The 22,555-nt window shown below is 59.7% G+C and carries 23 protein-coding genes and 1 pseudogene; 12 read left to right on the forward strand and 12 right to left on the reverse strand.

What is annotated here, in order from left to right; translation table 11 throughout:
* The first annotated feature begins 2 nt into the window (after positions 1-2).
* The 9 genes and pseudogenes from ACVWVY_RS38465 to ACVWVY_RS38505 all read left to right on the forward strand — a co-directional run bounded on the left by ACVWVY_RS38465 (position 3) and on the right by ACVWVY_RS38505 (position 8,851).
* Positions 3-776, forward strand: coding sequence for a GlcG/HbpS family heme-binding protein (locus tag ACVWVY_RS38465; RefSeq protein ID WP_456631282.1), 774 nt, complete (start codon positions 3-5; stop codon positions 774-776).
* A 137-nt stretch (positions 777-913) separates the two neighbouring features.
* A pseudogene (locus ACVWVY_RS38470) lies at positions 914-2,756 on the forward strand (PQQ-dependent dehydrogenase, methanol/ethanol family).
* A gap of 19 nt (positions 2,757-2,775) precedes the next feature.
* Positions 2,776-3,579 carry a substrate-binding domain-containing protein gene (locus tag ACVWVY_RS38475; protein ID WP_456631283.1) on the forward strand — a complete coding sequence of 268 codons (804 nt, stop codon included), beginning with the start codon at positions 2,776-2,778 and terminating at the stop codon, positions 3,577-3,579.
* Positions 3,576-4,214, forward strand: a complete 639-nt coding sequence (locus ACVWVY_RS38480) for a c-type cytochrome (RefSeq protein WP_456631284.1) — start codon at positions 3,576-3,578, stop codon at positions 4,212-4,214. The genes ACVWVY_RS38475 and ACVWVY_RS38480 overlap by 4 nt, the downstream gene beginning before the upstream one ends.
* 43 nt (positions 4,215-4,257) lie before the next feature.
* Entirely contained in the window at positions 4,258-4,713 is a 456-nt protein-coding gene (locus tag ACVWVY_RS38485) for a c-type cytochrome (RefSeq protein ID WP_456632416.1), read from the forward strand.
* Positions 4,714-5,113: 400 nt separating this feature from the next.
* Complete coding sequence (locus ACVWVY_RS38490; RefSeq protein WP_456631285.1) at positions 5,114-5,671, forward strand: YciE/YciF ferroxidase family protein; 558 nt, start codon at positions 5,114-5,116, stop codon at positions 5,669-5,671.
* 160 nt (positions 5,672-5,831) lie between these two features.
* Entirely contained in the window at positions 5,832-7,028 is a 1,197-nt protein-coding gene (locus ACVWVY_RS38495) for a zinc-dependent alcohol dehydrogenase (RefSeq protein WP_456631286.1), read from the forward strand.
* Positions 7,021-7,584, forward strand: coding sequence for a cyclase dehydrase (locus ACVWVY_RS38500; RefSeq protein WP_456631287.1), 564 nt, complete (start codon positions 7,021-7,023; stop codon positions 7,582-7,584). The genes ACVWVY_RS38495 and ACVWVY_RS38500 overlap by 8 nt, the downstream gene beginning before the upstream one ends.
* 412 nt (positions 7,585-7,996) lie before the next feature.
* Positions 7,997-8,851 (forward strand): MBL fold metallo-hydrolase, encoded by an 855-nt coding sequence (locus ACVWVY_RS38505; RefSeq protein WP_456631288.1) that lies wholly within the window; start codon positions 7,997-7,999, stop codon positions 8,849-8,851.
* An 87-nt stretch (positions 8,852-8,938) separates the two neighbouring features.
* Here ACVWVY_RS38505 and ACVWVY_RS38510 read toward each other — a convergent pair whose 3' ends face one another.
* The 4 genes from ACVWVY_RS38510 to ACVWVY_RS38525 form a co-directional block, all read right to left on the reverse strand.
* Positions 8,939-9,805 (reverse strand): manganese catalase family protein, encoded by an 867-nt coding sequence (locus tag ACVWVY_RS38510; RefSeq protein WP_456631289.1) that lies wholly within the window; start codon positions 9,803-9,805, stop codon positions 8,939-8,941.
* A gap of 377 nt (positions 9,806-10,182) precedes the next feature.
* Entirely contained in the window at positions 10,183-10,968 is a 786-nt protein-coding gene (locus ACVWVY_RS38515; RefSeq protein WP_456631290.1) for an SDR family NAD(P)-dependent oxidoreductase, read from the reverse strand.
* 284 nt (positions 10,969-11,252) lie between these two features.
* Positions 11,253-12,194 (reverse strand): NAD(P)/FAD-dependent oxidoreductase, encoded by a 942-nt coding sequence (locus tag ACVWVY_RS38520; protein WP_456631291.1) that lies wholly within the window; start codon positions 12,192-12,194, stop codon positions 11,253-11,255.
* A gap of 62 nt (positions 12,195-12,256) precedes the next feature.
* On the reverse strand, positions 12,257-13,384 hold the full coding sequence (locus tag ACVWVY_RS38525) for a DUF305 domain-containing protein (protein WP_456631292.1): 1,128 nt from the start codon (positions 13,382-13,384) through the stop codon (positions 12,257-12,259).
* A gap of 284 nt (positions 13,385-13,668) precedes the next feature.
* Here ACVWVY_RS38525 and ACVWVY_RS38530 point away from each other — a divergent pair, with 284 nt between their 5' ends.
* Positions 13,669-14,076 carry an NUDIX hydrolase gene (locus ACVWVY_RS38530; RefSeq protein WP_456631293.1) on the forward strand — a complete coding sequence of 136 codons (408 nt, stop codon included), beginning with the start codon at positions 13,669-13,671 and terminating at the stop codon, positions 14,074-14,076.
* Positions 14,077-14,150: 74 nt separating this feature from the next.
* Here the strand turns inward: ACVWVY_RS38530 and ACVWVY_RS38535 are convergent, their stop codons facing one another.
* Both ACVWVY_RS38535 and ACVWVY_RS38540 read right to left on the reverse strand, forming a co-directional pair.
* Positions 14,151-14,531 carry a response regulator gene (locus ACVWVY_RS38535; protein ID WP_456631294.1) on the reverse strand — a complete coding sequence of 127 codons (381 nt, stop codon included), beginning with the start codon at positions 14,529-14,531 and terminating at the stop codon, positions 14,151-14,153.
* A 346-nt stretch (positions 14,532-14,877) separates the two neighbouring features.
* Complete coding sequence (locus ACVWVY_RS38540; protein ID WP_456631295.1) at positions 14,878-15,918, reverse strand: PAS domain S-box protein; 1,041 nt, start codon at positions 15,916-15,918, stop codon at positions 14,878-14,880.
* 216 nt (positions 15,919-16,134) lie between these two features.
* On the opposite strand from ACVWVY_RS38540, the gene ACVWVY_RS38545 reads away from it, so the two are divergent.
* On the forward strand, positions 16,135-16,632 hold the full coding sequence (locus ACVWVY_RS38545) for a ferritin-like domain-containing protein (protein ID WP_456631296.1): 498 nt from the start codon (positions 16,135-16,137) through the stop codon (positions 16,630-16,632).
* 24 nt (positions 16,633-16,656) lie between these two features.
* Here the strand turns inward: ACVWVY_RS38545 and ACVWVY_RS38550 are convergent, their stop codons facing one another.
* On the reverse strand, positions 16,657-18,342 hold the full coding sequence (locus tag ACVWVY_RS38550) for an alpha-amylase family glycosyl hydrolase (protein ID WP_456631297.1): 1,686 nt from the start codon (positions 18,340-18,342) through the stop codon (positions 16,657-16,659).
* A 134-nt stretch (positions 18,343-18,476) separates the two neighbouring features.
* Positions 18,477-20,066: an alpha-amylase family glycosyl hydrolase gene (locus ACVWVY_RS38555; RefSeq protein WP_456632417.1), complete on the reverse strand. Its 1,590-nt coding sequence runs from the start codon at positions 20,064-20,066 to the stop codon at positions 18,477-18,479.
* Between the two features lie 285 nt (positions 20,067-20,351).
* On the opposite strand from ACVWVY_RS38555, the gene ACVWVY_RS38560 reads away from it, so the two are divergent.
* Complete coding sequence (locus ACVWVY_RS38560; RefSeq protein ID WP_456632418.1) at positions 20,352-20,594, forward strand: DUF6894 family protein; 243 nt, start codon at positions 20,352-20,354, stop codon at positions 20,592-20,594.
* A gap of 730 nt (positions 20,595-21,324) precedes the next feature.
* Here ACVWVY_RS38560 and ACVWVY_RS38565 read toward each other — a convergent pair.
* The 4 genes from ACVWVY_RS38565 to ACVWVY_RS38580 all read right to left on the reverse strand — a co-directional run bounded on the left by ACVWVY_RS38565 (position 21,325) and on the right by ACVWVY_RS38580 (position 22,480).
* Positions 21,325-21,474, reverse strand: coding sequence for a hypothetical protein (locus ACVWVY_RS38565; protein ID WP_456631298.1), 150 nt, complete (start codon positions 21,472-21,474; stop codon positions 21,325-21,327).
* A 79-nt stretch (positions 21,475-21,553) separates the two neighbouring features.
* Positions 21,554-22,060, reverse strand: a complete 507-nt coding sequence (locus ACVWVY_RS38570) for a hypothetical protein (RefSeq protein ID WP_456631299.1) — start codon at positions 22,058-22,060, stop codon at positions 21,554-21,556.
* On the reverse strand, positions 22,057-22,281 hold the full coding sequence (locus tag ACVWVY_RS38575) for a hypothetical protein (RefSeq protein WP_456631300.1): 225 nt from the start codon (positions 22,279-22,281) through the stop codon (positions 22,057-22,059). The genes ACVWVY_RS38570 and ACVWVY_RS38575 overlap by 4 nt, the downstream gene beginning before the upstream one ends.
* A 16-nt stretch (positions 22,282-22,297) precedes the next feature.
* A complete protein-coding gene (locus tag ACVWVY_RS38580; RefSeq protein WP_456631301.1) occupies positions 22,298-22,480 on the reverse strand; it encodes a hypothetical protein in 183 nt (60 codons plus the stop codon).
* Positions 22,481-22,555: the final 75 nt, after the last annotated feature.

Here is a 22,555-nt window from a genome sequence, read left to right on the forward strand (position 1 = left end):
CAATGCACAGGGTCTTGATTTCGGGCGCGCTGCTTGCCGTATTGGCCGCATCGCCAGTTGCGGCCCAGGCGCCGAGCAATTCATCGTGCCCGGTCGAGCACGATCGATTGGCTGATATCCTGAAGAAGAGCGTGAAGCCGAGCGGCGGTCCCAGCAATGGCGGCCTCGACAACAATGAATGGGCCGCCGTCGTCAACCGCGACGGCATCGTCTGTGCCGTAGCATTTAGCGGCAACAAGGCCGACGATCAGTGGCCGGGCAGCCGTGCCATCGCCGCGGAAAAAGCCACTTCCGCAAACGCCTTCAGCCTTCCGAGTAAGGCGATAGCCACCGCCAATCTCTACGCCCAGGCACAGCCCGGCGGATATCTGTTCGGCGTCGCGCTGAGCAGTCCGCCGAACCCGGCCGCGCTCTATGCCGGCCAAGCGGCCGAATTTGGCACCGCGCAAGACCCGTTCGTCGGCAAGGCACTCGGTGGCGTCATCGTGTTCGGCGGCGGGCTGGCGCTCTATGACGGCAACGGCGTGGCTGGAGGGCTTGGCGTCAGTGGCGACAGTGCATGCGCGGATCACAATGTGGCGTGGCGGGTGCGACATTACCTCGGATTGGACCGCGTGCCGGCGGGCGTCAGCCCTAACATGAAGGACGCTATCGTTTACGACATCGGACCGGACGGAAAGAGCACCTCCGGATTCGGCCATCCGAAATGCGATGGAAGGGAAGACCAGATCGCGGTCGATCTCGGTGCAGGCGTTAATTCAAGCGCAGTGAGATAGCTGGAACAGCCGGGAGCCACGGCTTAAGCGCGGGCGTCAGGAACGAACATTGTCGCAAAGGATTGTAGGTTCCGTCCGGACAGAGCGTCCGTCGAACCTAGAGACAGTGCGGAGTGCCGCTGATGATCTTCACCAATATGCGCGGTGCAGCGCTGGCGGCAAGCTTCATAGCACTGGCTGGAACAACATGGCTGGTAGGTCCAGCTTGCGCCCAGGAGCCGCCGAGCGAATTGGCTGCGCGGATGAAGGACCCCGGCCAGTGGCCGATGGCTGCGCGCGACTATGCCAATACCCGCTACAGCGAGTTGGATCAGATCAACACCTTGAACGTATCTCGACTTCAGATCGCCTGGACCTTTTCCATCGGCGCCGATCGCGGACAGGAGGCGGCGCCGATCATCGTTGATGGCACCATGTTTGTCGTCGGTCCCTATGATGGTCCCTATCCGAACCGGGTATTTGCGCTCGATGCCACGACAGGCGAACTAAAGTGGTCCTATGCGCCGCGTCCGGAGCCCGCTGCCAAGGGCGTGGCATGTTGCGACGTCGTCAATCGTGGATTGGCCTTCAACAATGGCAAGGTTTTCCTGAACACGCTGGATAATCACACGGTCGCAATCGAGGCGAAAACCGGCAAGGAGCTTTGGCACACCAAGCTTGGCGAGATCAATCGCGGTGAGACCATCACGATGGCGCCGGTGGTCGTAAAGGGAAAGGTGCTGGTCGGCAACAGCGGCGGCGAACTCGGTGTTCGCGGCTGGCTCACCGCGCTCGACGAGGATACCGGCGCAATCAAATGGCGAGCGTATTCGACCGGCCCTGACAGCGATGTCTTGATCGGCGACGATTTCAAGCCGTTCTACGACAGCCTCAAGGGCAAGGACCAGGGTGTCACAAGCTGGCCGGCTGACCGCTGGCAGGTCGGCGGCGGCACGGTGTGGGGCTGGATCTCCTATGATTCCGAGTTGAACCTGATCTACTACGGCACCGCCAATCCAAGTCCGTGGAATGCCAACCAGCGCAGCGGCGATAATCTCTGGACCGCGGCGATTTTTGCGCGTGATCCCGATACGGGCCGGGCCAAATGGGCCTACCAGATCAACCCGCATGATCTGTTCGATCACGACGAGATCAATGAAAATGTCCTTGTCGATCTCGAAATCAGCGGCGCCACACGCAAGGTTCTGATCCACCCCGGTCGTAACGGCTACATGTACGTGATGGACCGTGCCACCGGCGAGGTCATCTCGGCCGACGCCTATGATCACGTGAATTCATATAAGGGCGTCGACCTCAAGACCGGCCGGATCATTCCGAACGGTGATAAGACGCCGATCCTTGGCCGGACCATCAATGACATCTGTCCGGCCTCCCCCGGCGCCAAGGATTGGCAACCGTCTGCCTGGTCGCCGCGGACGAAACTACTATACGTGCCGCACCAACACCTCTGCATGGACTTCAAGTCGAGCGAGGTCGGATATATCGCGGGAACGCCGTTCATCGGCGCTTCGGTCGACATGTACGCCGGACCGGGAGGCTATCGCGGCGAGTTCATGGCGTGGGATCCTGTTGCCAAGAAGAAGGTGTGGGAAATCCACGAGAAGCTTCCGGTGTGGACAGGCACGCTTGTCACCGCAGGGGATGTGACGTTTTACGGCACGATGGATCGTCTATTCAAAGCCGTCGACGCCAGGAACGGCAATGTGTTGTGGCAGTTCCGCGCCGGCTCCGGTTTCATCGGCCAGCCCGTTACATACCGCGGCTCCGACGGCCAGCAATACGTCGCCATCCTGTCAGGCGTCGGCGGATGGCCCGGCGTGGTCGCGAATGCGGAAGTCGACCAGCGCGTGCGCAATGGGGGCGTTAGGCTTCACCGGCGCCACGCAGGATCTTCCGTTCTATACAGCAGGAGGCAGCGAGCTCCTGGTGTTCAAGCTCGGTCCCGCGGCGAAGGACGACAGCAATGCGCAGCCCCGTTAGCGCGGCGATTTTAGTCGCGATGGCCGCCCTGCAGCCGTACGCCTCGATGGCGGGCGAGCCGGACGATCTGCGGGTCTGTGCCGATCCCAACAATCTGCCATTCTCGAATCGCGCAGGCGAAGGCTTTGAGAACAGGCTCGCCGAGATGGTGGCGCAGAAGCTCGGCAAATTTGTCGTTTATACCTGGTGGGCGCAGCGCCGCGGCTTCATTCGGCATACGCTGAAGGCGGGCGATTGCGATTTGGTGATGGGCGTTCCCGCGCAATATGACCTCGTGGAAACCACCCGGCCCTACTATCGGTCGACTTACGTCTTCGTCAGTCAGACCGCGCGCCATCTTCGACTCAACGCAATCGATGACCCGCAGCTGCGCGGTCTGGCCATTGGCGTGCATCTGATCGGCGATGACGGCAACAACACTCCGCCGGCACATGCCCTTGGTCAGCAGGGAATCATCGACAATGTTCGCGGCTTCATGATCTACGGCGATTATCGCGAACCCGACCCGCCGGCTCGGCTGATCGAGGCGGTCGAGCATGGCGAGATCGACGTCGCGGCGGCTTGGGGACCGTTGGCAGGTTATGTGGCCAAAACATCCACCGTCCCGCTGACAGTGACCCCCATTGCGGCGGGCGAGCGGTTTGCACCCCAGCAGTTTCAGTTCGAAATAGCGATGGGGGTGCGCAAAGGCGATCACGCGCTGCGGGATCGATTGAATGATTTCATTGCACAGAGTGACAGCGAGATCGCCGCTTTACTGGCAGACTATGGCGTTCCCCTTGCGGAGAACCCGCGGTCCGCCAGGGGAGGAGAGCGTCGATGAGTGCACGATCCATCGCGGGCAATCTGGCAATTCTGGTTTGTGCCGTCAGTCTGCCTTTTGCTCCTGCACCCGGCCAGCAAAGCCTGCCTCAATCGCAGCAGGCCCAGCAGCCCGGCGTCGCGGTCCGTCCCGATTTCGGCGAGACCGTAGGCAATGTCCAGGCCGGCGTGTTCATGCAGGTGCCGGTAAGCCATCTCGCCCCAGGCGCATCGCCGAGCCGCCCTGCGATCAAAAATCCGGCCCAAGGCGATCCTCAGGCGACCAACCGCGGCATGCAGTACTTCATCAACTTCAACTGCAATGGATGTCATGCAGACAATGGCGGTGGCGGCATGGGGCCGTCGCTCAGCAACAACATCTTCGTCTATGGTTCCGAGCCTGAAAACATCTATCTTTCGATCCATCAAGGACGTCCGAATGGAATGCCGGCATGGGGCGCCGTCCTGCCGGACGCCGTCATCTGGGATCTCGTCACCTATATCGGCAAGCTGAGCAACGAGCCGAACCGGCAATGGGGGCGCACCTTTGCGCAGTCGCCGCTGTCACCGGATGTGGAGCAGCTTCCGTCCCAGCAAGTCACGACATCGGACCCATGGTCCGGCACCAGGAAATTCAGCTCCGGTCAGAAACCCTAGGCGACGTGCAGGAGACACGACGGATCAGAGGGATGTGGACGGCATGCGCAGCGAGGTATTCGAGTTTTGGGTGCGGATGTCGCGCAGCCGGCTCCGGCTGACCAACGCCCGCGTGACTCGCATGAACGCAGCGGCGTGGTCGGCATGCGCCGTCGCGCTCACCTGCCTCTTCCTGGCCGGCTGTGATGCAAAATCAGAAAAGAGCCAGGTCGGCATTTCCGGAGATCCCAAGCGCGGCATGGATTTGGTCAAGCAATATGGCTGCGGCGGTTGCCACCTGATCCCGGGTGTCGTCGACGCAACCGGAAACGTCGGACCTCCACTGGTGCATGTGGGCACACGGACCTACATCGCCGGCTTCTTCAGCAATTCGCCGGAAAACATGGCCCTATGGATCCAGGATCCGCAACGAGCCTTGCCTGGCAATGCCATGCCGCGGATGGGCGTCACGCCGCAGGATTCGCGGGACATCACCGCGTTCCTGTACACGCTAAAATAAACCCGGCCACGGGCGCTGATCCACACATCGCTCAATCAAGCCATGTTGTCGGAAACGCCGCTTCCCAGGTGGGAGAGGCCCGGGCGGCGGCGGTCAATTGCCGATGGTACGTCCGCATCGGCTGTGGGCCGCCAACCGGCAACTTTGTTGTTGGTTCCTGAGCGGTGTTGGTGGGGGTAATTGCACCAAAGCTGCAGTGGCGGTGAGACTGTTGCTCGATTTTGACCCGCCTCGGTCATGCCCACGGTGTGCTGATGATGCAACCGACTGACGTGGTCCGAAATTGGCTGCCGGCATCCGTTTCAGTCGACGAGCAACGTCAGCCCCAATTGGAACGTTCGACCTCACGCAACATTGATCACAGGGGCAGGCATTTCCAAAACGGTTTACAGGAGAAGTTATGGCTAAACGAGCGAAGAAGCGAAAATCGGCGGTGCGTCGCACGAGCCGGCCGCAAAAGAAGCTGAGCGACCTCTTCCATGAGACGCTCAAGGACATCTACTTCGCCGAAAATAAGATAATCAAGACACTTCCCAAGATGGCGAAGGCTGCGCAGTCCAAAGAGTTGGCTGCGGCCTTCAATAAACACCTTCGGGAGACCCAGGGACAGGTCAAACGCCTCGACCGCGTCTTCCGTATCATCGGCAAGCCGCCCCGTGGAAAGCCCTGCGAGGCGATCAACGGCATCACTGATGAGGGTGCGGAAATCATGAAGGAGTTTCGCGGGATGCCCGCCCTCGACGCCGGCCTCCTCGCCGCCGCCCAGGCGGTCGAGCACTACGAAATTTCTCGGTACGGGACCCTTCGTACCTGGGCCGAACAGCTCGGCATGTCCGACGCCGCAAGTCTGCTGCAGGAAACGCTGGACGAGGAGGAAGCAACAGACAAGACGCTGACCAAGCTGGCGACCTCGGTGATCAACCTCGAAGCCGAGCAAGAGCAGGCAGAGGCTGCCTGACGCCGAAAACCGGATAATCCGCGGGGCCGCCCGCCTTGGTCACATAACCTCCGTGACACAGCGCGGGTGGATATTTCGCAACAAGAATATCTGGAACGACCGCATTCGACCGATGTTGAAAGGACGAAACGCCACTATAATTGAAGCAGCGGAGGTCAGGATGAAGGCACTCGTTTGGCACGGCACCACGGACATCCGCTGCGATAGCGTACCTGATCCCCGGATCGAGCACGAGCGCGACGCGATCATCAAGGTTACGAGCTGCGCCATCTGCGGCTCGGACCTGCATCTCTACGATCATTTCATGCCGGGCATGAAATCCGGCGATGTCATGGGCCATGAGACGATGGGCGAAGTCGTCGAGGTCGGACCGGCGGCAAGGAAATCGCTCAAGGTGGGGGATCGGGTCGTCATACCCTTCACCATCATTTGCGGCGAATGCGACCAGTGCAAGCGCGGAAACTTTTCCGTGTGCGAAACGACAAACCGCAACAAGGGTCTCGCGGACAAGGCGTTCGGCCACACCACCGCGGGATTGTTTGGCTATACTCATCTGACCGGCGGGTATCCCGGCGGCCAGGCGGAATATCTGCGTGTCCCCTTTGCGGACACCACGCATATCAAGGTGCCCGACGGCATCCCCGACGAGAAGCTATTGTTTCTGTCTGACATTTTTCCGACTGGCTGGCAGGCGGCGGTTCAGTGCGACATCCAGCCGACAGACACTGTGGCGATCTGGGGCTGCGGACCGGTCGGCCAAATGACGATAAGAAGCGCCGTGCTGCTCGGCGCCAGGCAGGTCATCGCGATCGACCGCCTTCCAGAGCGCCTGTCGATGGCCAAAGCCGGCGGCGCCATTACGATCAACTTCGAAGAGGAAAGCGTCGTAGAGAGACTGAACGAGCTGACGGGAGGCAAGGGTCCGGAGAAGTGCATTGACGCTGTTGGCCTTGAGGCTCATGCCACCGGCTCGGTCGACTCGATGTACGACCGCGCCAAGCAGGCCATGATGCTGGAGACCGATCGTCCGCACGTACTTCGCGAGATGATGTATGTGTGCCGTCCCGCGGGCGTTCTCTCGATACCTGGTGTTTATGGCGGCCTGCTGGACAAAATTCCTCTTGGCGCCGTCATGAACAAGGGCCTGACGATCCGAACCGGGCAGACGCATGTGAATCGCTGGACCGATGACCTGCTTAACCGGGTGCTCGAAAACCAGATCGATCCGTCCTTTGTGATCACTCACACCGAGCCGCTGGAAAGCGGCCCGGAGATGTACAAGACGTTTCGTGACAAGCAGGACGGCTGCATCAAGGTCGTGTTGAAGCCGGGAACGAATGGAGGACTCCATGCATGACGTGGTTCGGAGAACCGCCCTTTCCGGGCGCTCTCAATCATCCCATGACAAAGTCGCCAGAGGCCTTGGCTATTTCTCCATTGCACTCGGCGTGGCCGAACTGGTTGCGCCGGGAGCGATCTGCAGGGCGGCCGGCGTCCGAGGTCTTGAGCCGGTCGTGCGGGGCTACGGCGCGCGCGAAATCGCCACCGGTGTTGCCATCTTGAACAGCCACGATCCGGAACCGTGGATATGGGCCCGAGTGGCCGGTGATCTTGCCGATGTTGCGACCGTCGCAGCCGGCGTTCAGCAGGATAACCAGAGCAGGAGCCGAAGCGCCGTTACGCTCGCCACTCTCGCGGCCGTGACCTTGGTCGATCTGGCCTGTGCCAACGGACTGAATTCCGAGAAAGGCAGTCGCAAGACTGCCAGAAGAGATTACGCCGGCCGCAGCGGCTTTCCGCAGGGCCTGCGCGCCGCGAGAGGAGCCGCTCGGGATTTCAAGGTCCCGGACGACATGAAGACGCCGGAATTGCTGCGTCCCTGGGACGAAGCCAAAGGCGGGCGACGCACTTAGCTCGAGAGGAGCTGCGCCTACCGGTGACGACGTCCGGGCGCGAGCTTCTGAAGGGCAGAAGCCGCCCCGGACGGTATCTGTGCGCCAGTTGCGGGGTCGGCAGGTCCATTTTCAGAAGAGAAAGCGCCAGACAAACACCGCGGCACAAGCGACGATGGCCAGCACCACTGTTGCTGTAAACGGTCTGCGGCTCCCCTCTGCCTTTCGAGCCTGCTCCATTTCATTCATTGAAGTTTCTCGCTTGCCGTTAGTGAACGTCGTCGGCTTAACCCGAGCAAAAATTCGTCGTTCCTATTCTTGTCCAGGTGCAGTACCGGATCCTGATTTAGGAACCACTCGATTATGCGAATGTTGGAGGAGCCACCAAGCGGGCTGCCGTTCCTGCCGGTGCGTCCCACAGTCGAGAAGCGCAATGAAGCAAATTCCGATTTCCCAAAGCGCCAGCGCCGAGCATCCCGAAGCCGACGAGCGGCGCGACGATAAAACCCGTCAGATAGCCGTTGATGTGGCTTACCGCCAGATCGCAATCGTCAACGTCATCTTCTTTGGACGGCCTGACGCGGGAGACCGGCGATGGGTACTGATCGATGCCGGTATTGCGGGATCGGCATCCGCGATACGCTCCGCAGCCCAGGCACGATTTGGACAGGGTGCTCGTCCATCGGCGATTATTCTCACCCACGGCCATTTTGACCATGTCGGCGCGCTTGAGACACTGGCGGCCGAATGGGACGTACCCGTCTATGCCCACGGGCTGGAGCATCCATATCTCAATGGAACGGCTTCCTATCCGCCGGCCGACCCAACCGTCGGCGGCGGCGTCATGGCTCTGCTCTCCCCGCTGTATCCGACGCACCCCGTCGATGTAGGCCCGCAGTTACGGGCCTTAGCCGCCGATCATTCCGTGCCGGACATGCCGGGCTGGCGCTGGGTTCATACGCCCGGCCACTCTCCCGGACACGTTTCGCTCTGGCGCAGCGCCGACGGGCTGTTGATTGCGGGCGACGCCTTCGTTACCACGAAACAGGAGTCGATTTATTCAGCGGCAACGCAAGCTCCCGAAATGCACGGCCCGCCGATGTATTTCACTCCGGATTGGCCGAGCGCCAAGCAATCCGTGCTGAATTTGGCCGCACTGGCACCGGACGTTGTCGTGACGGGACATGGCCAGGCCATGCAAGGGCCCGAGATGAGGTCGGCACTGGCGGAACTGGCCGAGCGCTTTGATGAGGTCGCCGTTCCAAAGCACGGGCGCTACGTGCTGTGATGCGCGCTGTATCGCCGTTGGAAGAATTGTAGCAGCTTCCAACGGCGATCGTCCGGTCGGACCCTGGTGTTTATTCTACTCAGCCGCTTATGCGGGAAGCGGAGACGCCGGCGTTCCATAGGTCCTCGGATCAACCTGGCCCAAGAGGCCTTCGTCGTCCGTGAGTGCCTCGATCCTGGCGTAGGTGAACTGGCCCTTGCCGTCCACAGATGGCCCCCGCGCCCAGCGCCCCTGCTGGCTCTCCGAGCCCTCGGATGCGTCGAGGAACTGATAGGCGACCTCCTGCTTCTCCAGTTCCTGCGGGAAGTTCGCCGGGACCGGCGTGCGGTCCAGCCCCTCCTCTTCCAACTCCTTGATCGCCGCCAGCCATTGGTTCTGATGCATGGTATCGCGCGCGATGAGGAACGACAGCATGTCGCGCACGCCCTTGTCCTCGGTCATGTTATAAAGCCGGCACACCTGCAGCCGCCCCTGGCTTTCGGCGGTCACATTGAAGCGGAAATCAGCCAGCAGATTACCACTCGCGATCGTGTAGCCGGCATTCCAAGGGTTGCCGATACTGTCTGCCATCCGGGGACCGGAGCCCGCGACGATAAGATGCTGCGGGTTCATACCAGCCACGATGGCGTCTTCGATGCGCGCACCACCCATCATGGCGCCGACCAGGGAATTCTTCGCCATCTCTTCCTGCGCCTCCACCGGCGAGCTCTCGAGCAGCCGCGCGATCATGGTCGCCAGCATTTCGACGTGCCCAATCTCCTCGGTCGCGATATCGAGCATCATATCACGATATTTCTGGGGACCGCGGCAGGACCAGCCCTGAAAGAGATAGGTCATCATGACGCTGATCTCACCCCACTGGCCGCCAAGCGGCTCCTGAAGCATTTTTGCAAAGATCGCATCGGGCTTGTCCGGCTTGGCGTGATACTGAAGTTTTCGTTGACGCAAGAACATGGTGTCTCCTTTTGTGGAATGGCGTGAGATATTTATTCGCAGGCCGCAACGCGGTCATTGCGCGCAACGTGCGCGCGAGTTGGCCGTTCCTAAAAAGAGGCGCCGCTCGTTTTTGAAAGACTACAAGCTGAAGGACACCGGCTTTGGCGATCCAGACCCGGTCCGCTGCCGGGTGAGAAGCAGCATCCAATAAATAGAGAGGCGGCCGAAGAAGATCCGTCCGGAAAGACCGATGCACGGGCCCCGCGTGTCCTGCCCGGACCGGCACGACTTCATCTGCCGGACTTGCTGGTAACCGAAATGAACGGCGCCGAGCAGATCCATTGCCGCGATAGCCTCGCGCGACCGCAGTCGATCCCCGGTGCTACATCTGCGCGTCAGGATTTGGCCGTGCCGGGCTCCGCCATCTTGCGGTGTTGCTTGGCCAACGACTCGGCGGGCGTCACATTGGCGACAGAAGATTGTATTTTGTTCTTCCACCCGCTGACAACGTCGCCCTCACCTTTCATCAACGCCTCGAATCCTGTTTTGGCGACCATGGCGGCGTCATCCTTTTCTTCCGATCCCACCTTGGTATCGAGCATATCGGCGCGCGCGAAGAATTCGGTCTCGGTGGCGCCCGGCATCAGGCACGTGACACTTACCTTCGTTTCGCGCAATTCCTCGCGGAGCGCAAAGGAGAGCGAATTCAGGTAGGACTTGGTGGCGTTGTAGACGGCCTGGAAGCTTCCGGGCGTGAATCCGGCAATCGAGCCCGTGATCAGGATGCGGCCCTGATCGGCCCGACGCATATCACGGCCGATTTTGTGGAGCAGATAGGTCGTGCCGGTCACGTTGGTGTCGATGACTTTCCGGACCCGCGGCCATTCCTGGTCCAGGAACGCATGCCCTAGCCCACGCCCTGCATTGGCCATCAGCACGCTGACCGGCCGGCCCTTGGCTGCTGCGTAAAGTTGATCGACACCCTCTATGGTGGCCAGATCGGCCTGCACGGCTTCGACGGCACCTGCGCCTTGCTCCTCGCGCAGCCTCTGTGCCGCGTCGTGGATCTCAGGCTCGTCCGCAGCAATCAACAGGTCAAACCCTTCACGGGCACACAGGCGCGCAAGCTCAAGGCCAATGCCTGTCGACGCCCCGGTCACGATCGCGAATTGTCCAGCCATGCTATTTCTCCAGCTGATTGCCTTCAGGTTCTCGCCGCTAATGAACGCAAGCCCGCAGCGTTCCTATTTTATCATTAGCCGAACCTGCAAGGGCGCTTTCACTTTGCGAGTACCCCCACCTGAATATCCTTGCGGAGTTGCTATGGCAGTGTTCCTCGATTTCGGTTCCGGACGGAGCATGTGGGTTCCATCCATAGATCGCGCCCGATGAGTGGACGCAGCCAGCCGGGAGCCCGAGTTGGAGACGCTCACAGGTTACGTCAAGACTCTCAACGGCTATAGCCTCACCGGAGATTCCGCGGCAGCGAATTATGAATGTGCGTCGCCGCAACCGCAGCATGGCCGGTCGCGACCGCGATCTGGTGCAGATCTGATACAACATCGCCGATGGCGTACAATCCGGCTACGCTCGTCTGTTGATGCGCATCGACTTCCAGGCATCCCGTTTCGTTGTGGCGCGCGCCCAGCGTCTTACCCAAATCGGAACGCACATCACAGCCCAAAACTGGATAGATGACGTCGAAGACTTCACTCGTCCCGTCGCTCATGCCCGCTATTATCTGCCGACCCTGACGGCGCAAGTCCTGCAGTGGCGAGGTCGGAAGGCGTATACCCGCCTTCGACAATTCATCAGCGTGCGGTTTCCAAGGACCACTGCCGTTCAGTTCCAGCAGCGTGACGTTTCGCGAGTACGTTCGTAAAAATAATGCCTTCTTGACCGCGTCGTCAGCTTTGCCCAGGACTGCGATGCGAAGATCGGACGCTTCAAAGCCGTCGCAAATCGGGCAGTATCGAACGAGCCTCTCCCCTACCGCCTCTTCCAGCCCGGCAACGGGACCACTACGGTCGATCAGTCCGCTCGCAAGCACGACTTTTTCAGCGCTCAGGACAATTTGAGAGTGAGTTGCGACGAATGCGGTATCCCGAACCTGTAACGTTGCTATCCTGTCGCGAACGATCGGCACGCCGTAATTCCCGGCCTGCGTCGTAAGCGCATCGAGCAGCTGCGGGCCGGCAATTCCATCGGCGAAACCCGGATAGTTATGCGTTTCTGGAATCAGGGCCGCCCGGCTCTCCATGCTGTCGACGACGATCACGTTTCGGCGATAGCGCGCCAGGTAGATGGCACAGGTCAATCCGGCCGGCCCTCCACCGATTATCAGCGTATCAACGTGCTGCGATCCAGATTGCGACATTAGATTCCTTGTTAGCAGAATGCCGGGCAAGCGGTTGGCTTCGAGGCGGTCAAGTTGATCTACTTTTCTCTCCGTTCATGGTTTGCGCCATCCTAGAGCATGTTTTGCACCGCTTGGGCTACGGCAGCAAAGCCAGCAACGCCATTCATCAGGGCGATCTCACCCTGCTGCTCATGGCGAATCGAATGCGCCATCAGCCGCAAACGGAGATCGCCGCTTCCCCGCAGTTCTTTGTCAGCCATCGCCACGGCACCTGCGTGATGGAACGTCATGAGCTCAACAAATACTGCGTCGAAGGAATGAGTTTCAGCTATCTTCAGCCTGCCGATTTGCTCGGGGCTCAGAAGGCCGGGCATCTCAGCGCGCTCCGCCGCTGAACACAGCGCCATCGGTTCGTCGAACCAGCCCTGCCACCAGGATTGCAGAACCCTGTTCTCACCGGCCTGGCTTGCGACCATCAAGCGGGCTAACGCCCGCAAATGCGGGTCCTGGGCACGTTGCACCGCGATCCCGGCTATCTCGACTCCCTGTTCGTGATGCGTCCGCATGTGCCTCATATAGTTCTTGTCGGAGGCAACATCTGTTCCGAACCAGGGGAGTTCGTATCCTGCCGATCTTGCCAAGGCCGCGCCTCCGGGAACTGCGATCGCAAGCAGGACGCCGACGGCCCACCGTCTGAGAAAGATACTGTTCCCTGTTGCCGCTTTCGACTGGGTCCCCCGAATCCAGGGGAAAAACGGATAGATGATGGCCGACGACGTGTGCACCAGAAACCCGATCCAGTAAGGCTGCTGCAACGTGAAGATGGGCTGAGCAAACGGAAAGACCGGCACCAGAAGCAACCATTCGAGGGCCGACGTCAGCGCAGCCCATGGAACCGCGATCACTGCTAGGGCGCGCGGAGAAAAGCCAGCCGTCCAGCGGCCGAGCAAGCCGAAGAACACCAGCGCCCAGGAAAAATCGGCCCACTGGTGGAAGCCGATCCCGACCGCGATCGAGATCCAGGTTGGCTCTGTCTGCAGCATCGCGTCTCTGCCAGGGATGGCCGCGACGGACATCCAGTCGACGGCAGCGTCACGTCCGACCTGCGCGGCGGCGAGCTGGCTGATCACCGTCGAGTAACTACTGCTGATCAAGCCGAGAACGATCGCTGCTCGCCAGTTCGACCAGTTCGTCAGATAGCCCCGCTGAGCCAGCCCGGAAATTTCTTGAGCAGTCAACGCCGATAGCCTCACTTGGGAACATCCCCGGACAGAGAACTGCTCCGCTCGCATCGAAGTTCCAGATTGACCTCAGTCCCTGACACGACATCCAGCGGCGCAGTTGCCTTCTGAGGCTTTCGCATCCCGGAAGCTTCTTCAAGTCGAGGCAGGACGCTTGCTGGGCCGGGTCGCACGCCGGACCAGAAGTCTTCCTGGCAAGGCAGCCGGCGTGCTCCGGCAATGGACCACGGGGGCTAGGAACCGTGGCTGACGCAGCGAGTTTCACGGCTGGAGGATTGACCGTGAAATTCAAGCAATTTGCAGCGCTACCCTATCGGATGCGCGATGATGACGTTGAGATTTTGCTCATCACAACGCGAAAGAAGCACCGCTGGTCGGTACCGAAAGGCTGGCCTATCAAGCACAGCACGCCGCAGACGACCGCCAAGATTGAAGCCTACGAAGAAGCAGGTGTCCGGGGAGATATCGGCAGCAAGCAAATCGGCCGCTTCACAAAGCGGAGGCGACGCAAACTACAATCGGTGTTGTGTGAAGTCGAAATTTTCCCGCTGGAGGTAACCCGCCAACAGGGTGATTGGCCGGAAAAGGGAGAGCGTAGGCGGATGTGGGTGGCTGCTCGGAAAGCTGCCAAGCTCGTCAAAAAATCGGGATTGCGACGAGCGATAAAGAGCTTAAGCGATCGTTGGTGATTCCCGGCAGTCCAGCTTTGGAACATGCACTCCTCGATGCCGAGAGGCTCACGGCGTCCAGTGATACGGCTTCCCTACTCGCTCGATTTGATCTGCTCCCCCAGCGTCCTGGCCAGTGCGGCAAATTCGATTGGCTTGATGCACCTGGGAGCGTCGGCATAGACGCCCGGTTCGAGTTCGCTGCCGTATCCGGATGCGAATACAAATGGAATTTGCTTCAGCGTCAGAGCTTCGGCGACCGGGTACACCCGCTCATCCCTGAGATTCACGTCGAGGACCGCAACTTGAATGCGAGACGAGGCGATAAGGTCAAGCGCACGCGCCACGGTGCCGACAGGACCGACGACTTCAGTCCCGAGGTTCTCGAAATAATCCGCCATCTCCTGAGCCAACAGGTATTCATCTTCCACGATCAATAGCCGAGCGCCGTTCAGTATGTCAGCAGCCCGGTTCATGTTGCCATCCCTCCCAAAGGCAACTCGACAGAGCAGCGCACACCGTCCGCTGCGATTTCGAATTTGGTTACCGCATCCAACTGGTAGGGCAACGCTCGTTCAATGAGCTCGCGTCCATATCCTTTCCGCGGGGGCGGACCAGGGGGTAAGGACACGCCAGCCTCTCGCCAGTCCAGTTTGACCAGGCGGCCACGGTCATTCTCCCGAAGGTCCCACTTTACGCTCAGTGTTCCCGAATGCTGGCGCAACGCGCCGTATTTTACGGCGTTGGTCGCAAGCTCGTGCAAAGCGAGCGCCAGCGCCTGGGCCGCATTGGGAGCAAGCTCGACGTCCGGTCCGCCAACTTCTACTCGCTCGTCTGCCCCATGACCTCAAGCTCGGCGCGCACAATCTGCTCCAGCTTGATCGAACCATGATCGGTGCGGGCCAGCACACCTTGCACGCGAGACAGTGCAGCGAGCCGGCTTTCGAAGTGACCCGAAAATTCGGAAAGGGAAGTGCTTGACCGTACCGTTTGACGGGCAATCGCCTGCACCAAAGACAGCAGGTTACGGGTACGATGCTGCAGTTCCGACAGCAGCACCTGCTGACGGTCCTGCAAGGTTCGCATTTCGTGGATATCAGCCGAAGTGCCCACCCATTCTCCCGCTGTGCCATCGATGGGCTTCGCTCTCGTCTGGTGCCAACGGTATTCACCGTCCGCATGCCTGCGAATCCGGTGTTCGGCATAGTACTCGCCCGATTGCTGAGCTTCCCGCCACTTGTCGCGAGTCATTGTTTGATCGTCAGGGTGAACGGCGTCGAGCCAACCGAAGCCACGACTTTTGGCGTCGGATAGTCCGGCATAGATTTCCCACTGCGGGCTTCCCCAAGTACGTGTGCCGTCACCCGCCGAGCGAAACACGAGCTGAGGAATCGAGGTGGCAAGCATCCGGAACCGACCTTCACTTTCGCTAAGCTCAAGTTCCTTGAGCCGCTGTGCGGTGCGGTCGCGCATGATCTTGACAAACCCATCGCCGCTCCGGAGTGGCATCATCAACCCGGATCCCCAGAACCGGGAGCCATCCTTGCGCTGATGCCATCTCTCGTCTTCGCTGCGACCCGACCGAGCCGCTGTCGAGCGTTCGCGCTCCGGAGCGCCTGCCGCGCGGTCCTCAGGGGTGAAAATCAAATCGCCGGTCCGCCCCAGGATTTCGGATTCGCAGTACCCCGTGAGGCGCTCGGCCCCGACATTCCAGGCAGCGACGTTTCCACTGGCGTCCACGGCGAATACGGCGAAGTCAGTGGCGCTCTCGACAATGTGGCGGAAGAGATCGCTGTCTTCCGCTGCTGCTTTTCCGGGGCTCCACTCCACAATCTGTTCCTCGTACCTAAAGGAAGCCAACATCCAATTCCCGGCAAAGTTCGATATCGCTAATTCCCGTCTATGTGCGAAAGCGTACTTAGCCCGGACAGCGTGAGGAGACGCATTGGGCCTGACCTGGGCTCCGGTTCCGGCCTTGGGTGAGCAGAGGAGAGCTGCGTGTCGCTCTATCGGACGCTAGGAACGAGTCACGCACACAGCGGTTTGGTGCTTCAGCCGAGCGGCATATGGAGAAGCGAAATGGCATCGACAGCACGAGACATATTTCTAGTGGGACTACGCAATGCTCACGCGATGGAAGTACAAGCCAGAGAACTCATGGAACGGCAATCGGAACGGTTGTCCGACTACCCGGAGGTCCAGGCCAGAGCGCAGACGCATTTGCGAGAAACCGAAGGTCAGTTGAATCGATTGGAACAATGCCTCTCATTGATGGGTGAGAGTTCGTCGACACTCAAGGATACGACGCAGTCCGTGATGGGGAACATAATGGCGCTCGGCCATTCGATGGCCGGAGACGAAATCCTCAAAAATACCTTTGCCAACAACGCGTTCGAGCATTTCGAGATCGCCGCCTACAAATCCCTGCTCACATTGTGTGGGCCCGCGGGAGCCGACAGCGCCCGCGCTCTGCTGGAGCAGTCCTTGAAGGAGGAGGAAGCAATGGCGGCATGGGTCGATGACAATATCCCGAAAGTGACACTTGCCTACCTGGACCGAGAACGCGCGGCAGCGTAGAATTATGCGTCGCCTTGGGGCCGCTCAGGGCGACGCTGTTTCTGTCGCGTAGACAGCAGAAGAAGCTCTCGTGCAGCCCGCTTGGCACTCGTAAGGAGTGACTTTAAGCACGACGCCCTCATTCGGCTTCAGGTGTATTGGTCCCTCCGCCTTTGCTGATGCATGATCCAGCGTCGTCGACAACAATCGTACTCCGGACCCCTGCCATTCCCAAAGGCGCGGTTCTCCTGAAATATTGAGGCCCACCAGGATTTCTGTCTCTTTCAGCGTTCGTACAAATGAAAAGACGTCGTTCTGCGCGCGCCGCGGCCGATACTCTCCTTGTATCAGGCAAGGCTCCCGACGCCGCAAAGCGATGAGTTCACGGTAGAGGTTCAACAGGGACCGCTCGTCGCGCTGCTGCGCCATGATATTGCGCGAACGATCCGGGCTCATTGGCAACCAGGGCTCGCCGCAGGTAAATCCGCCTCTGTCCGTATCGTCCCACCGCAGGGGCGCCCGCTCGGGGTCGCGGCCGAGGTCAAATCCCTTCACAAGCTTTTCGAAGGAGTCCTGGACTCGATCCGGTGGAATGGGCACCTGCTCGGATCCGATCTCATCTCCCGCAAACAGGAATGGTGTTCCCCTGATGGTCATCTGCAGCATAGCAAGAATCCGCATCTGGGCCTGGCCGATCTTGCTGGCAACGCGATGCTTGTCATGGCCGCCGATCACAAAGTTGGGCCAGGCGCCATTCGGGACGGCATTGAGATAGGCGTCGATGGTCGCCTGCAGCGAGATTGCATTCCATTCCGTATCAAGCAGCGCGAAGTTCAGCGGCAGGTGCAGCCGTGGTTTGCTGCTTCCGTAAAAATGACCGATCCGATCAATTTTACCCTGCACCTCGCCGCAGAGGAGCTTTCCTTCGTACCGATCCAAAACGCCTCTGATGTATTCGATGCACTCCATGGCCTCCGGGCGGTCGTCCGTGAACACCGGGATGTAGACCTGAGGCGGTGGGGTCTTGTCGTCAGCTTCGGGATCGCGCGGGTTGTCGCGCAGCAGGTCGTCCTTGATCAACACGGCGCTGGCGTCGACCCGGAAGCCGTCGACGCCTCGGTCGAGCCAAAAACGCATGGTGTCGCCTATCGCCTCCCGGACTTCCGGATTTCTCCAGTTGAGATCCGGTTGGCTCGGCAGAAAGGAATGGTAATAGAACTGCCGGCGCGCCTCACACCATTCCCAACCGCTGCCTCCGAAGCGGCTGAGCCAGTTATTCGGCGGACCACCATTCGCGCCGGCCTCCGCCCAAACGTACCAATCGGCCTTCGGATTGTTTCGAGAGACGCAGCTTTGCCGAAACCAGGCGTGCTGGTCGGAAGTGTGATTAGGGACCAAGTCGAGAATAAGCCGGATGCCGGCATTGTGCAGCGCTTTCACGACTTTATCGAAATCTTCCAGGGTGCCGGCGCGGGGATCGACCGAGCAGAAATCGGCAATGTCATAGCCGAAATCCTGATTGGGGCTTCTATAGATGGGGGTGAGCCATACGGCGCCGATGCCAAGCCATTTGAGGTAGTCGATGCGTTGCAGAAGTCCTGGCAGGTCGCCTTGACCATCCCCGTCACTGTCCTGAAACGAAATAGCAGGGATTTCGTAGACGACGGCGCTGCGCCACCACGCTTCATCTGAAGTAGCCGGAGAGTGCTCTGACTTTTCGTTCGTACTCACCGGACAATAGACTCCGTCAGCATAATCACCCCACCTCAAGCGGGCGTTAAACTCCGGTGCGGTTTACCTTGTTCCTAAGAGTTCCCGACATGTCACAAGCAGTGACCACCGCGAGACGGTACGGGGAATGGACGTCAGAGCTCAATGACGAGTCCCTCGTCGCCGCGAAGCGTGATGCTGTCAGCCACTCGCTCTCCGTCCCGGTCGGCTCCGGTAGACACCAGCACTTTTCCACGGATGGCTGGCTCGAAGCTGAGAATCTGGGCTTGGCTGGTCAAGTTGAGTACTAAGAGCAGCGTGGTATCATCGAGTTCGCGGAAGTACACCAACAGATCCTCGTCAACAAAGCGCGGTCTATAGGAACCAATTGAAAGCGCGGGCACCTTCTTGCGAAGGCGCAGCAGGCGATGATGAAGATTCCAGATTGAAGTCGCATCCTCACGCAGGTTTGCTACGTTGTCCGATCGCCAATCCCCTGCCATCGGAAGCCATGGATCGACCTTGCTGAAACCGGCATTCTCGCTCGCGTCCCACTGCATGGGCGTCCGGCAGCCATCCCTCCCTACGCCGATTCCAGGGACATTGCGCTCGAACGGATCGCGCACGCGGTCGCCGGGAATATCAACCTGACGCATTCCCAGTTCGTCGCCGTAGTAAATCGTAGGTGTGCCTCGCAGGGTCAACAGCAACATGGCCGCGACCGCGGCCTGTCCTTTGCCGACCCGGCTAGCGATACGCGGCCGATCGTGATTGCCAAGGACCCAGTTTGGCCACCCCCCTTTTGGCAATGCGCCTTCATACTCGGCTATCTGGGCCTGGATGCACTTGGCGTCCCAGCGGACGCCAAGCAGCGCAAAATTGAACGGCAGGTGGACCCCGCCCAGATCACGTCCGTAATAGGCAATCAGACGCTCCACCGGAAGGTATATCTCCCCGATCAGCAGGCGGTTTGAAAACTCGTCGACGGTGCGACGCAAGATCGCGATGACGTCGTGCACTTCCGGGAGGTCGGTCGTGTAGAGTGGAATGAGCGCTTCATTCGGCGGCTTGCCCCGCTGATAATTCGGATTGGGCGGATTGTCGCGCAACGCTACATCCTTGATCAGATGCCAGATCACGTCGACCCGAAAGCCGTCGACACCCTTTCGCATCCAGAAGCGAAGCACGTCGCGCATTGCTTCCACCACTTCGGGATTTCGCCAGTTCAGATCCGGCTGGGATTTCAGAAAGGCGTGATAATAGTACTGCCCTGAAGCCTCGTCGAACTCCCACGCGCTGCCACCAAACTCGGACAACCAGTTATTAGGTGGCCCTCCGGCAGGCGCGGGGTCGCCCCAAATGTACCAATCGCGTTTGAGACTGGCGCGCGAGCTGCGACTTTCGATGAACCAGGGGTGCTGGTCAGACGAATGGTTCGGGACGAAATCCAGGATCACCCTGATCCCATGTGCGTGGGATTTTGCAACCAAGCGATCGAAATCGGCCATGTTGCCGAAGACAGGATCGATATCGATGTAATCCGAAATGTCATAACCGAAGTCCATCATCGGCGACCGAAAAACAGGTGAAATCCAGATCGCATCGACGCCCAGTTCAACGAAGTAGGGCAATCTCTCGGTAATTCCGTTTAGGTCCCCGACACCATTGCCGTCTGAATCTTGAAAGGACCTTGGGTACACCTGATAGATGACGGCGGATTCCCACCATGGCCTGGTTCCAGTCATTGCAGTCAACCATTTCGCTTTGCGGACGAAGGCGCGAGACAGATGCATAGCCGCAACCTGCACCAACCCTTTGGTAGTTGCGACGCCCCCAACGGGAGCAACAATTCCTCGCACACAACGTGGTTCCCGCGTGGATATTGCCGTGCGGGAATCATTGTCTGAAGGGCTGGCTCGGAGCCTTCGTCGATGGCTCTTGCCCGGCTAAGCATTCTGGCCCAGGCAAGGGCCGCCATTCTGCCTCACCTAATGTCAGGAACCAGACATAACGGCTCGCGTTGGGTTCGAATGCCAAGATACTTCTTCAACGTCTATCATGAACGTTCCGAGCCGGATGATCTCGGGGAAGTGCTACCTGACCGCCAGGCAGCATGGAAGGAGGCGACAATCACTGCCGGGCAAATCCTGCAGAGCTTGGACGGAAAATTGCGACCCGGCTGTGATTGGCGGATGGAGGTAACCGACGAGTCTTCAAATGCACTGTACGTCATCTGTATCAGTGCCAAATATGCACCTTCTGGCCGCGAGTAGTCTTGCTTGCGGATGGGGCCTCAATGCCCCAAGTTTATGTTCGCCGCGGTTGCCTCCGCCCAAGCTACCGATGTAGCCAGTCGCTGTGGAATCATAACTCGGTATGTCGCGCGGCAGGAAGCGGTTGATTGTTGCGGCTACCGGCGCGGAGTTCGGCCAGCGAGCTAAGTCGTGAGCGCTCCTCGGAAAGCCGCCTCTCGATGAAATTTCGTTCTAGTTCGGACAGCTCGGTTTCAAGCAACCGCTTGTAACGGCCAATATTGCTGGTATGGGCACTGCAACCGAACACAATCAATCTCGGTCATCATCGATCAATCCACGGCGCTGCAGATAGCGTTGTTTAACAACGCGCGCGCACACCTTTACCGAGTTTAAACAAAGGCAACCACCACATAGATTAAGTATAGAAACGCGATGGCATGAAAAAACGCAGGCGGAAACCTAGGCCATGCACTCCGCCTCACCAGGATGCTTGCACAAACCTGCCGTGGCATGCCCTGGACGAAAGCTGACGAAAGCATGTTCGGCGCATTTCGTCTGTCTACTCGGCGACTCATCGACGATGATTTTTGGGTTGCGCAAGATTTCTGCCGCTGGCCAGCCAGCTCAGCGCCGGGAATCTCAACGACCTCGCTTTTGGCGAAACGGATTTATCGGCCAGCTGACGGCGTGGCGTCCGCCACGTAGGCGTAATCACCTCGAAAACGCCACGACGCGAGCCGGCTCGCGCCTATCCACGGCCCTTGTTGACCGCGTGATCTTTCAACTGTTCGGTTTGGGTCCACTTACCGTCCTGGCCCCGATCGCGTGAATGTTCCGCTTTGTCGCGATTGGAGAGCACCATGTTATCGCCGATCAGATCATTCTGAACGTCCGTCATGGCGCCAGTCCCGGCGCCTTTGCCCTTCGCTCCAGGCCCGAGATGCTTGCCGTCTCCGTGCGCTCCACGTGTCATGATTTCATCCCTTTGGCTTTTGAGGTTTATGCCCGGACTGCCCCGGATCATTATGCTTGTTATGCTGGCTTTCCTGATTGAGACCGCCACGGCTCACCGGAAACTCCGATTGGCGTCCGCCCCGTTTCGCGGTCTTGCCGCCGCCATCGTGTTGCGTGCGCGCGGTCTCCTCCTCGATCTGCCTTGCATCGGGAACATCAGGTTTCCTTTCCAGGATGCGCAGTTGCTGCTCGTGCGTCTTCTTTCCCTGCTGCGCCGCCCTTCGTGGACCGCTTTCCCGATCGTTCTGCGGAGGGCCACGGCGCCGATTTCGAACCTCGGCTTTATCGATCCCGCCCTGCGGATTGGTATCGTTTTCGATATCGCCTTCGAAGGTGTTCGCGCCTTCGAATTCCTCCAGTTCGTCCGGCGTTACTCCCGCCATCGTCGTTCCCTTGGAGCCCCCGATCAGCGGATTACGAACAAGATCGACGTTCGTCGGCCTATTCAGTTTCACATGCTTGGTGCTCATGACCTGTCCTTTGAAGCTGGATGGGTACCGCCACCTTTTCTTTCCGCGTGATGAGTATGATGGCTGTCGTGTTCGCCGCCACCACCGGATACTTTGCTGTGCCGGCGTTGCGGATCGTCGGCCGGCGGTTTATCGACGTGGAGCGGCTCCTTGGCATTCTCATGAGAAGCGCCCGGCCCGCCCTGACGGATGCTCGCTGGCGTCTTTGTCGAAGTCGACATGGTTGCTCGCTCCTTGCTAGCGATCCTGCTGATAGCCTTGATGAGTGGTGTTCTGCGCGGTATTGCCAGCCTGTCCCTGCTCTCGGGGGTTTTCGATGTGGCTGCGGCCCTTCTGGGCCTGATGGGCATTGCCGGTTTTGGGATCACCGGTCCCCTTGTGGCTTTGATTGTCGGGCGGCACGGGCGGGGGTTGGGTCATTGTTGGCTCCGTTGTGGTTGGCTCCGTTGTGCTTGCCACCGGACAACGCGGGGTGAACGCGAGGGTTTCTTTTCG

It is taken from the genome of Bradyrhizobium sp. URHC0002 (assembly GCF_054059515.1).

Coding starts and splice junctions, on each gene's coding strand:
- ACVWVY_RS38485 (WP_456632416.1), top strand. CDS start 4,258: ATGCGCAGCGAGGTATTCGAGTTTTGGGTGCGGATGTCGCGCAGCCGG.
- ACVWVY_RS38580 (WP_456631301.1), bottom strand. CDS start 22,480: ATGACCCAACCCCCGCCCGTGCCGCCCGACAATCAAAGCCACAAGGGG.
- ACVWVY_RS38540 (WP_456631295.1), bottom strand. CDS start 15,918: ATGTTGGCTTCCTTTAGGTACGAGGAACAGATTGTGGAGTGGAGCCCC.
- ACVWVY_RS38465 (WP_456631282.1), top strand. CDS start 3: ATGCACAGGGTCTTGATTTCGGGCGCGCTGCTTGCCGTATTGGCCGCA.
- ACVWVY_RS38495 (WP_456631286.1), top strand. CDS start 5,832: ATGAAGGCACTCGTTTGGCACGGCACCACGGACATCCGCTGCGATAGC.
- ACVWVY_RS38490 (WP_456631285.1), top strand. CDS start 5,114: ATGGCTAAACGAGCGAAGAAGCGAAAATCGGCGGTGCGTCGCACGAGC.
- ACVWVY_RS38535 (WP_456631294.1), bottom strand. CDS start 14,531: ATGAACCGGGCTGCTGACATACTGAACGGCGCTCGGCTATTGATCGTG.
- ACVWVY_RS38510 (WP_456631289.1), bottom strand. CDS start 9,805: ATGTTCTTGCGTCAACGAAAACTTCAGTATCACGCCAAGCCGGACAAG.
- ACVWVY_RS38480 (WP_456631284.1), top strand. CDS start 3,576: ATGAGTGCACGATCCATCGCGGGCAATCTGGCAATTCTGGTTTGTGCC.
- ACVWVY_RS38515 (WP_456631290.1), bottom strand. CDS start 10,968: ATGGCTGGACAATTCGCGATCGTGACCGGGGCGTCGACAGGCATTGGC.
- ACVWVY_RS38475 (WP_456631283.1), top strand. CDS start 2,776: ATGGCCGCCCTGCAGCCGTACGCCTCGATGGCGGGCGAGCCGGACGAT.
- ACVWVY_RS38560 (WP_456632418.1), top strand. CDS start 20,352: ATGCCAAGATACTTCTTCAACGTCTATCATGAACGTTCCGAGCCGGAT.
- ACVWVY_RS38545 (WP_456631296.1), top strand. CDS start 16,135: ATGGCATCGACAGCACGAGACATATTTCTAGTGGGACTACGCAATGCT.
- ACVWVY_RS38575 (WP_456631300.1), bottom strand. CDS start 22,281: ATGTCGACTTCGACAAAGACGCCAGCGAGCATCCGTCAGGGCGGGCCG.
- ACVWVY_RS38570 (WP_456631299.1), bottom strand. CDS start 22,060: ATGAGCACCAAGCATGTGAAACTGAATAGGCCGACGAACGTCGATCTT.
- ACVWVY_RS38500 (WP_456631287.1), top strand. CDS start 7,021: ATGCATGACGTGGTTCGGAGAACCGCCCTTTCCGGGCGCTCTCAATCA.
- ACVWVY_RS38565 (WP_456631298.1), bottom strand. CDS start 21,474: ATGACGGACGTTCAGAATGATCTGATCGGCGATAACATGGTGCTCTCC.
- ACVWVY_RS38555 (WP_456632417.1), bottom strand. CDS start 20,066: ATGACTGGAACCAGGCCATGGTGGGAATCCGCCGTCATCTATCAGGTG.
- ACVWVY_RS38505 (WP_456631288.1), top strand. CDS start 7,997: ATGAAGCAAATTCCGATTTCCCAAAGCGCCAGCGCCGAGCATCCCGAA.